Annotated in this window: 7 protein-coding genes and 1 pseudogene; 3 read left to right on the plus strand and 5 right to left on the minus strand. The window is 71.4% G+C overall.

Translation table 11 applies throughout. The annotated features are described in order from the left end of the window. From PSR1_RS19425 to PSR1_RS19440, 4 genes are all read right to left on the minus strand, one after another. Positions 1-3,388, minus strand: a 3,388-nt coding sequence (locus PSR1_RS19425) for a tetratricopeptide repeat protein (RefSeq protein WP_059439072.1), incomplete at its 3' end; no start/stop codon positions are given. A 24-nt stretch (positions 3,389-3,412) separates the two neighbouring features. Continuing rightward, positions 3,413-5,155: an adventurous gliding motility protein GltC gene (gene gltC / locus PSR1_RS19430; RefSeq protein ID WP_059439073.1), complete on the minus strand. Its 1,743-nt coding sequence runs from the start codon at positions 5,153-5,155 to the stop codon at positions 3,413-3,415. Between the two features lie 6 nt (positions 5,156-5,161). Continuing rightward, complete coding sequence (locus tag PSR1_RS19435) at positions 5,162-5,947, minus strand: outer membrane beta-barrel domain-containing protein (protein ID WP_059439074.1); 786 nt, start codon at positions 5,945-5,947, stop codon at positions 5,162-5,164. After that, positions 5,944-6,675: an outer membrane beta-barrel domain-containing protein gene (locus tag PSR1_RS19440; RefSeq protein WP_237758157.1), complete on the minus strand. Its 732-nt coding sequence runs from the start codon at positions 6,673-6,675 to the stop codon at positions 5,944-5,946. The genes PSR1_RS19435 and PSR1_RS19440 overlap by 4 nt, the downstream gene beginning before the upstream one ends. A 288-nt stretch (positions 6,676-6,963) precedes the next feature. On the opposite strand from PSR1_RS19440, the gene cglC reads away from it, so the two are divergent. Beyond that, on the plus strand, positions 6,964-7,383 hold the full coding sequence (gene cglC / locus PSR1_RS19445; RefSeq protein WP_059439076.1) for an adventurous gliding motility lipoprotein CglC: 420 nt from the start codon (positions 6,964-6,966) through the stop codon (positions 7,381-7,383). Further along, a complete protein-coding gene (locus tag PSR1_RS19450) occupies positions 7,380-7,838 on the plus strand; it encodes a DUF192 domain-containing protein (protein WP_059439077.1) in 459 nt (152 codons plus the stop codon). The genes cglC and PSR1_RS19450 overlap by 4 nt, the downstream gene beginning before the upstream one ends. A 119-nt stretch (positions 7,839-7,957) precedes the next feature. On the opposite strand, the gene PSR1_RS19455 is transcribed toward PSR1_RS19450, so the two are convergent. Further along, positions 7,958-8,323 (minus strand): TIGR02266 family protein, encoded by a 366-nt coding sequence (locus PSR1_RS19455; protein WP_059439078.1) that lies wholly within the window; start codon positions 8,321-8,323, stop codon positions 7,958-7,960. 65 nt (positions 8,324-8,388) lie between these two features. On the opposite strand from PSR1_RS19455, the pseudogene PSR1_RS19460 reads away from it, so the two are divergent. Continuing rightward, positions 8,389-8,758, plus strand: a pseudogene (locus PSR1_RS19460) (type VI secretion system protein); the annotation flags it as partial.

The following is an 8,758-nucleotide window of genomic DNA, read 5'->3' on the forward strand; positions in this document are numbered from 1 at the left end:
GGGGCGCGCCGGCCGCGGGGCGGGCCTGCACCGGCTGGATCTCGGCCAGGATGCCGTAGCCCTTCGGCGCCTCGGCGAGCGGCGGGGACGGGACGGGCGGGACGACCTCGGCCGCCGCGGCGCCGGCGGCGTGGTCCGGCTTCGCCTTCGCGAGCTGGGCCGAGGCGTCGCGGGCGCAGGCGTTCACCACGCCGTAGTCGCGCGAGGCGTTCGCGGCGAGCTCGAAGCCCTCCACCGCCTTGCGCTCCAGCGGCTCGGAGGCCTGCGTGAGCTGGGCCCGGTACTCCTCCACGAACGCCTTGTTGCCGCGGATCTCGCGCGGGATGGGCGCGGCGTGGAGCGCGCGGGCGAAGCGCTCGTAGCCGAGGCCGATCTTGTAGAGCGCGCAGATGGCGGGCCCGGCCTGCTTCAGCTTCACGACCTCGCCGTAGGCGTCCTCGAGCTGCTTCAGCTTGCGCCCCTTCACCTGCAGCTGCGCCTTCAGGTAGTTCGGCGCCACGTCGAGCGTGATCTTGTCGTACTTCGCGAAGTCGTCCTCGAGCTCGAGGTACATCGCCTGCGCCACCAGGCCGAGGCCGCGCTCCTTCACCTTGTCGCGGTTCCGCTTCCAGTAGGTGTAGCCGGCCTGGTACGTGCGCTGCGCGGCCGCGCCGTTGCCGGACTTCTCCTGGATGGCGGCGATGCGCTGCTGCGCGTCCATCCAGTCCTCCGGGTCGCGGGCGTACTTCAGCTGGAACTCCTCCAGCTGGCGCAGCTCGCGGCTGGCCTGGCCCTGCTTTCCGTAGAGGTCGGCGAGCGAGCGGAACATCCGCCGCGCGTCCGGCCCGTTCGGCCACGTGTCGAGGTAGGCCCGGGTGGCGGCCTCCGCCTTCGCCCACTCGCGCAGGCCGGCGCGGAACACCGCCGCGTTCACGATGGCGTCGTTCGCCTTCTTCTCCTCGTACACCGCGGGCGGCCCGGCCGGCGCCTCGGCCGCGGCGGCGGCGGCGGCCTTGCCGCGCGCCTTGCCCCTGGCCTTCGCGGCGGGCGGCGGCTCGCGCCGGCTGGCGGCGCGCCAGGCCTGGAAGTAGCGCTCGTAGTGGTCCGCGGCGCGCCCGAAGTCCGCCACCGCCTCGTAGGCCTCGGCGTTGTCGTAGAGCGACTTCGGCGCGAGCTGGTGCGTCGGGTAGCGCTGCAGGAACTGCTCGCGGATCTCCATCGCGCGGTCGAGCCGGTGCGCGCGGACGTAGTCCACCGACGCGTTGTAGTACGCGGTGGGGGCGAGGCGGGACGCCGGCCAGTCGCGCGCGAAGGCGAGGTACTGCTCGGCCGCGCCCACGAAGTCCTGGGCCTTCTCCTTCTCCTCGATCACCTTGAACGCGCTCTGCTCGATGACGCGGGAGAGGTCGTCCTTGAGCTGCGGGTGCGCGGCGATGAGCGCGCGGTTGTCGTAGAACCGCTTCGCCCAGCCGTTCACGTTGCGCCAGTCGCCGAGCAGGTTGTAGGCGTCCAGCACCAGGTTCGCGGAGTAGCCGGCCAGCTCGTGCTGCGGGTGGTCGAGCGCGATGCGCGTGAACAGGTCGCTCGCCTCGCCGAACGCGTTGTGGCGGTAGTGCAGGTTCGCGAGCTTGTACGCGATCTCCACCCACTTCTCGCCCTTCGGCTGGTACTCGAGGTACCGCTGGCACGCCTCGGCCAGCTTCTGCCGCTGCGGCGCCATGGGGAGCTTCTTCCTCGGGTCCGAGGGCTGGCGCTTCTCGGTCTCGTCGAGCTTCTTCGCCACGAGGTCGTAGGCGAACACCGCGTTCTCGAGCGCGTCCTTGAAGAACTTGCCCGGCTTCGGCGCCGGCTGCCCGGCCTGCGGCTTCGCCTTGAGCGCCTGGACGTCCACGAGCGCCACGCGCTCGTACTCCGCGCCGGCGGCCTCGAACTCGGCCAGCGCGTAGAGCAGCTCGGCGTGGAAGAACCGCATCTCGTAGGCGGGCGGCTCGCCCGGGAAGACGTCGAGGTAGTCCTTGTAGACCGCGGCGGCGAAGCCGGCGACCGGGTCGTCGCGCGTCTTCTTCCACTCGTTGTGGTACTGCACCGCCAGGATGCGCAGGGTGGCCTCGGCGTCGCGCCGCGCCTCCTTCAGCACCTTCTCGTTCTTCGGGTCCTTGCCCTCGGCCGACGCCTCGATGTCGCGGAGCATCCGCACGAAGACGTGCGCCTGGGCCACCGCCGCGTCCTTGCGGCCCATGCGGCCGGCGCAGGTGACGATGCGCGACTGGAAGAACGGCGCCTCGACCGAGAGCGGCTTCTCCTGGATCATGCGGTGGTAGACCAGCACCGCGTCGCGATCCTTGCCCTCGTCGAAGTACAGGCCGGCCAGGGACTTCAGCATGTCCCACCAGCCGGTCTGCCCGCCGACGCGGCGGAAGTCGTCCCAGGCGCCCTCGGCCGAGCCGACGTGGCTGTAGGTGCGGACGTAGTCCTTCCGCGCCTCCTTCACCAGCGCGAGCTTGCGGTCGGCGGGCACCGTGCTGGTGGGCATCTCCCCGAAGAAGATCACCCCGCGGAACAGCTCCAGCGCCTCGCTCCAGTTGCCGAGGTTGTAGTGGACCCAGCCCTGCTTGTAGAGCGCGTAGCCGTAGACCGAGCTCTCCTGGTACTCGGCGGCCTTCCGGTACGACTCGAGCGCCTTGCGCAGGTTGCCGTTGCGGTCGTTCTTGTTGGCCCGGTCGAAGTAGTACTCGCCGAAGGCCATCCACGCGTCGGGCACGTAGCGCGAGCTCGGGAACTTCTGGATGAGCGCGCGGTAAGCCTTCAGCGCGTCGGGGTCGTTGCGGTCGCGGCGGGAGAGGTTCTCGCCGAGGAAGTAGAGGACCTCGTCCAGCCGCGGGTAGTTCGGGTAGCGCGAGATGATGGCCTTGTAGAGCGCCACCGCCTGCTCCTGCAGGCGCCGCGACTGCTGGTCGAGCCCCTTCTTCTCGTCCTGGAGCCGGCCGACCTCGGCCGGGTTGGAGGTGCCGATCTCGATGATGCGGTCGTCGCGGCGGTTCGCCTCGAAGAAGAAGTACTGCGACTCCTCCCAGAGCAGCTCGGCCAGCCGGAAGTACCACTGCGGCGTCTCGGTGGCCGACCCGCCGCCGAGCTGGATGAGCTGCTGGAGGCTGGCGATCTCCTCGCGGCGCTTGGCCGAGATGTCCACCTCGACCTTCTTGCGGAACGTCTCGAAGTCCAGCTTCGGGCCGCCCGGCTCGGACGCCTTCTTGGCGGCCTGCAGGCTCCCGCCCAGCGACGCGTCGGGCGCGACCTGGCGCTTCTGGCCGAGGTCCGCCTCCTTGGGCTGCGGGCGCGGATCCGCGGCGCGCGCGGGACCGGCCGCGAGCGCCACCACCACGGCGCCGAGGGCGAGAGCACGGGTCATGCTTCGGTCTCTCCTGGTGAAGCCCTACTTCGAGGCGGTGCCGGGCCGCGAGAGGCGGTCCTTGCAGCCGCGGGTGAGCGTGTACGAGTACGTGCCGAGCTCGTCGCGCCAGAACTCGCCCTCGTACGGCCAGTACAGGTGCTCGTCGGACACGGCCGAGGAGTACTTCAGGTCCTTCACCACCTCGACCTGGCTGCCGCGGGCCAGCGAGCCCTCCAGCGCCTCGCGCTCCTTGCGCGAGACCTCGATCTTGATGCGGAGCGCCTGGGCCAGCAGCGAGCGGAGCTGGTCGCGCTCCCACTCGAGCTTGGCGCGGGTGCGCGCCCCGGCCTCCTCGACCAGCGTGACCTTCTCGGCCCGGAGCTGGTCGCCCAGCCGCTTGGCCAGGGCCGACTGGCGGAACTCGGAGCGCCGCCCGCCGATGCCGCGGTCCATCTCGTCCTCGACCTCCGCGACGCTCTGGGCGAGCTGGCGGACGTTCTGGTCGGTGAACGCGAGCTTCATGATGCGGCGCGGGAGGGCGCCGCCGCGCGCGTCGGTGTCGAGCAGGTCGTAGTAGGCCGCCGGCGGCCGCTGCGCGGCGGTGGTCTTCACGAGCTCGTCGTAGACCGGCTGGTACAGCCCGGCGAACGTCTCGAGCACGCGGCGCGCCTCGGGGTAGCGGCAGTTCTCGTAGTAGACGATCGACTTCAGGACGTACGACTCCGGGAAGTACTCGTCCTTGAAGTACGGCGACTGCAGCGTCAGCAGGTTGCCGAGCGTCTTCTCGTAGTCGCCGATGCGGTAGTGGGCGTACGACGCCTCCCACAGCCCCTCGAGCCAGCTCTCGCCGCCCCACGGCATCTTCCCGTAGTAGAAGATCGCGTAGCGGTTCTGCCGGTTCTGGTAGTGGATGCGCGCGAGCTGCAGGAACGCGAGCTCGCGGAGCTGCGGGTCGGAGGCCCGCCCGCGCTTCGGGTTCGTCAGGCGGACCACCTGCTTGAAGGCCTCGGACGCGCCGACGTCGTCGCCGGAGGCGTAGAGCACCAGGCCGTCCACGAACCGCGCCTTCGCGTACACGTCGCCCTGCTCGTTCGACGGGGCGTCGCCCTTCGGCGCCGCGGCGCCGGCCTGCTCGCGCACCAGCGACACCAGCCGGCGCGCCTCGCCCCAGGCGCCGCGCGCCTCGTCGGCGCGCCCGGCGTCGGCGAGCGCGCGGCCGCGCTCGAACTCGTACTTGGCGAGCAGGAAGTGGAAGCGGTCCTCGAAGCCGGGCGGGAACGAGTCGCGGGCGTGCTTCGCCACGCGGGACAGCAGCGGCTGCTCGTTCTTGAGCTTGTTGCCCGCGTAGAACAGCCACTCCATCGAGGAGCCGTAGAAGCGCGAGCCGCCCGGCCCCTTCGCCAGGACCTCGTCGAAGGTGGCGAGCGCCGAGTGGAGCAGGCCCATGCGCGCGAGCGCCTTGCCGAGCTGGTACCGCGCCTCGTCGTGCGCGACGGCCAGCGCCGGCTCGCGCAGGATCTGGTCGAACGCGAGGGCCGCCGTCTCGGTGGCCTTCTCGTCGAGGAGCCGCTTGGCGGCGTCGAGCCGCGCCTTCGCCTCGGCGGCGGGCGCGGTCTTGCCGAGCTCGAGCGCGGGGAGCGAGAGCGACTCGTCGCGCTTCTGCGCGGCGGGAGGGGCCGGCTTCTTGTCCGGCGCGGTGAGATCGATGCCGAGCTGCGCCTCGGCCGCGGGAGCGGCGGCGAGGGCGGCGACGGCGAGGAGGATCTTGGAGGTGGCGCGCGCCATGGTGGCCTAGTGCCCCGCCCGGTTGTGGAACGGGAAGAAGAACGACAACCCGATCTCGGTGAACAGCTGGTTCTGGATGTCGTCCCGGGCCGCGCCGCCCTCCTGCCAGTTGGGCACCGGGACCGAGTAGATGTAGTCCTTGAACTCGAGCCGGGCGGCGATCCACTCGGCGAAGAACACGCGGAAGCCGAGCCCCACGTGGCCGCCGAAGGTGCTCTTCGTGCCGGGCTTCCCGCCCGAGACCGCGAGCGCCTCCGCCTGCGTGGCCGACAGCACCTCCTCGTAGGAGATCCAGTCGGCACCGGCGATCACCGAGAGGTCGAAGTGCGCGACGCGCTCCGCGAACACGTTGAGCTTGCCGTAGACCGGCGACCAGCCCACCTCCAGGCCCGTGACCATCTTGAGGTTGCCGGGCACCTGGTACAGCTGCGTGTCGGCGGCGTCCTGGCAGCCGCCGTTCGAGGGGCACACCACCGCGGACCCGGTCCGGGTGGAGCTGCCCGCCGCCACGGCCGCGCCCACGTAGAGCCACTCCGCCGGGTGATAGCCGAGCTTCAGGCCGCCCCAGCGCTTCGCGTAGAACGCGTCGTTGAGCGAGAGGTTGCCGGTCAGCGAGAGCTCGAAGCGTCCGGCCTTCTGGAAGAGCGCGCCGGAGACCGGCGGGATCTTGCCGGCGAAGGCGTCGGACTTGCTCTGCGCCCGCGCCGCGAGCGGCGCCAGCAGGAGCGCCAGCGCGAGCGCGGCGAGCGCCCGTGCGGCGAGGGATCGGATCGTCAGGCCGTCGGTCGTCATGGGTGGACGTACTCGAACGTCGTCGGGAAGAAGAACGAGAAGCCCACGTTCGCGGTGAACACCTTCTGCAGCGTGCTCGGGACCGAGGCGACGGGCTGGTCGGGGTAGAGCGTCGCGAGCAGGCCGAGCTCGAACGCCATCCACTCCCGCGGGTAGAAGCGGACGCCGCCGCCGAGGTCGGTGGCCAGGTGCGGCCCCTCGTTGCGCGGCGCGACGCTGGTCGCGGTCCACACCGCGCCGAACCCGGCGGTCAGGAACAGGTCGAAGTGGATGATGCTCTGGTTGAGGAAGGCCGCCTTGCCGTAGATCGGCGACCACACCCCGGCCAGCATCGCCTGCCCGTACAGATCGGACGTGAGGAGCTGGCTCTGGAAGGCGAGCTTCCCCTCGCGCACGTTGTCGGTGCGCAGCGAGGTGCCGCAGCCCCAGTCCTCGCGGTAGCAGGCGCCGCGCAGCGCGATGGCGAAGGAGTCGTGCACGCTGTACGCGAGCCGCAGGCCGACGCCGAGCTTCTGGTAGAACGCGTCGTTCACCGTGGCCGAGAACATCGGCGCGATCTCGAAGCGCCCGCGCTTCATGAACCCCTTGCGCTGGACGGCCTTCACCTTGTCGCCGAGCGCCACGTCCTTCTCGGAGAAGGGCAGCACCGGCGCCGGCTCGGCCTTCGCCGCGCCCTGGGAGGGCGGTGGCGTGGCCGGCTTGGGTGGCGGAAGGTCATCCGTGCGCACCGGGTCCGCGTCCTTCGCGGGCGGAGGTGGCTGGCTCAGATCGAGCCCTGGAAGGTCCTGGGCGGCCCCGGACAGCGGGACCACCACGACGAGCAACCAGGCATATGCGAGATGTTTTCTCATTCGATGGCGTCCCACGTACACGGGGCATCCTAGCCAAAGCAAATGGGAGGAGCAACGGAGCGTACCGCGCAGAAATGCGTGATTCTGTGCGCCTGTAGGCGCTTGTAGCGGGTCGAGAGCCTTCCTTGTCGAGCCGCGAGGTGCGTGCTAACGATTCCCACAATCATGCGTCCCCAGGTCATCCGATTGATCGCCGCGCTCGCCTCCGTCGCCGCGCTCAGCGCCTGCCAGAACCCGAACGTCGGAGAGCGCTGCAAGCTCTCGTGGGGGAGCGGCGAACCGCCGAGCCCGCAGACCGCGTCGGGCGACTACTTCGAGTCCGGCAACATCGGCTGCGAGGACCTCATCTGCATCGTCTCGCCGGCCCCCGCGGGCTCCAAGTACGGCGGCTGCTCCGGCGATTCGTGCGGATATTGCTCGAAGCCGTGCGTCTCCGACCAGGACTGCTACAAGTCCGAGACCGGCCTGGTCTGCGACCAGGTGGTGCTCGACCCGGCGTTCCTCGCCAGCCTCGACGAGACGACCCGCCAGCGCTACCTGGGCGAGACGCAGTACTCGTCCTACTGCGTCGTCCCGCGGCAGTGAGCGGCGCGCGGGCCGTGCTCCTGCTCGCCGCCGCGCTGGCGTGTGCCTCTCCCAAGGCACCCGAGCCGGCGCGCCCCGCCCCGCGCGTCATCGTCGAGACCGCCGCGGGCGCGAGCCACGCGGTGCGGGTCGAGGTCGCGCGCGACGAGGCCTCACGCACGCGCGGCCTCATGGAGCGGTCCTCGCTCGCCGCGGACGCCGGCATGCTGTTCGTGTTCGACGAGAGCGACGTCCACACGTTCTGGATGCGCAACACGCTCATCCCCCTCGACATGATCTTCGTCGACGACGCCGGCCGCGTGGTGGGCGTGGTGGAGCGGGCCGAGCCCCTCACCCTGTCGCCGCGCGACGTGGGCGTGCCGAGCCGCTACGTGCTCGAGGTGAACGGCGGCTGGGCCGCGGCGCACGGCGTGAAGGCCGGCGACCGGGTGCGGTTCGAGAACGTGCTGTATTGAGGACCGGCCCGGTCGAGCGCCCCCCGCCCGCCCTTCGACGGGCTCAGGGCGAGCGGAGCTCTCGGGCCTGGATCCGCTCATGGTGAGCCTGTCGAACCATGAGCGTTTCCCACCGGCGCCTAGCCCTTCCTCAGCAGCCGCTTCGCCAGCAGCGGCCCGAGGCTCTCGGACATCAGGCGCTCCACCGTGCCCTCGAAGTCGGCGCGGAGGCGCGGGTCGGACCAGACGAAGCGGATGCCCATCCCCGCCTCCTCGCCCTGCGCGCTCGCGTGCACCACCTCGCCGTTCAGCTCGAACGCGGCCGGGCGCCCCGGCACCGCGAGCCGGAACACGAAGCGCGTCCCCACCGGAAGGGTCTTCCGGGTCTTGATGAACGTGCCGCCCTTCGAGATGTTCTTCGTGTAGTCGGCGAAGAAGCTGTTCAGCTTCTTGTAGTCGACCTTCAGCTCGATGGGCGCGCGCGCGTGCTCGCGGTTCTCCGGCATCGCGCGCCATGTTATCCCGGGGCTGGCGCGGCCGATAGCTGCGGCGCCGATATCGGCGGGACGCGATGCTCGATCTCCTCCAGGCGCTGGTCCGGCGGCGCGCCGTGCGCGGCGCCGCGGCGCTGCTCGCGGCGCTGGGGCTGGCGAGCGGCTCGCTCCCGCTGCTCGACGCGCCGGGGTACGAGCTGGCCGAGGCCGGCGCGCTGCTCGCGGCGCTCGCCCTCGGTCCCTGGCTCGGGTTCGCCGCCGCCCGCGAGGCCCGGGCCCGCCCGTCCCCGTCGCCCGCGGCCGCCGCGGCCACGGCGGGGGCGGTCGCCGCCGCGCTGCTCGCGCTGCTCTTCGCGGGCGCCCTCGTCCGCGCCGCGCTCGGACCGTGCAGCGCCTTCGCCGCCGCCGGCTTCTTCCCGCTGCTCGCCCTCCCGTCGGCGCTGCTCG

Source organism: Anaeromyxobacter sp. PSR-1, assembly GCF_000964525.1.
In the GTDB taxonomy this organism is placed as follows: Bacteria; Myxococcota; Myxococcia; order Myxococcales; family Anaeromyxobacteraceae; genus Anaeromyxobacter.

What these genes read in the sequence shown, in the direction of transcription:
- PSR1_RS19455 (WP_059439078.1), bottom strand. Translation starts at nt 8,323, where the DNA reads ATGCCGGAGAACCGCGAGCACGCGCGCGCGCCCATCGAGCTGAAGGTC.
- PSR1_RS19435 (WP_059439074.1), bottom strand. Translation starts at nt 5,947, where the DNA reads ATGACGACCGACGGCCTGACGATCCGATCCCTCGCCGCACGGGCGCTC.
- cglC (WP_059439076.1), top strand. Translation starts at nt 6,964, where the DNA reads ATGCGTCCCCAGGTCATCCGATTGATCGCCGCGCTCGCCTCCGTCGCC.
- gltC (WP_059439073.1), bottom strand. Translation starts at nt 5,155, where the DNA reads ATGGCGCGCGCCACCTCCAAGATCCTCCTCGCCGTCGCCGCCCTCGCC.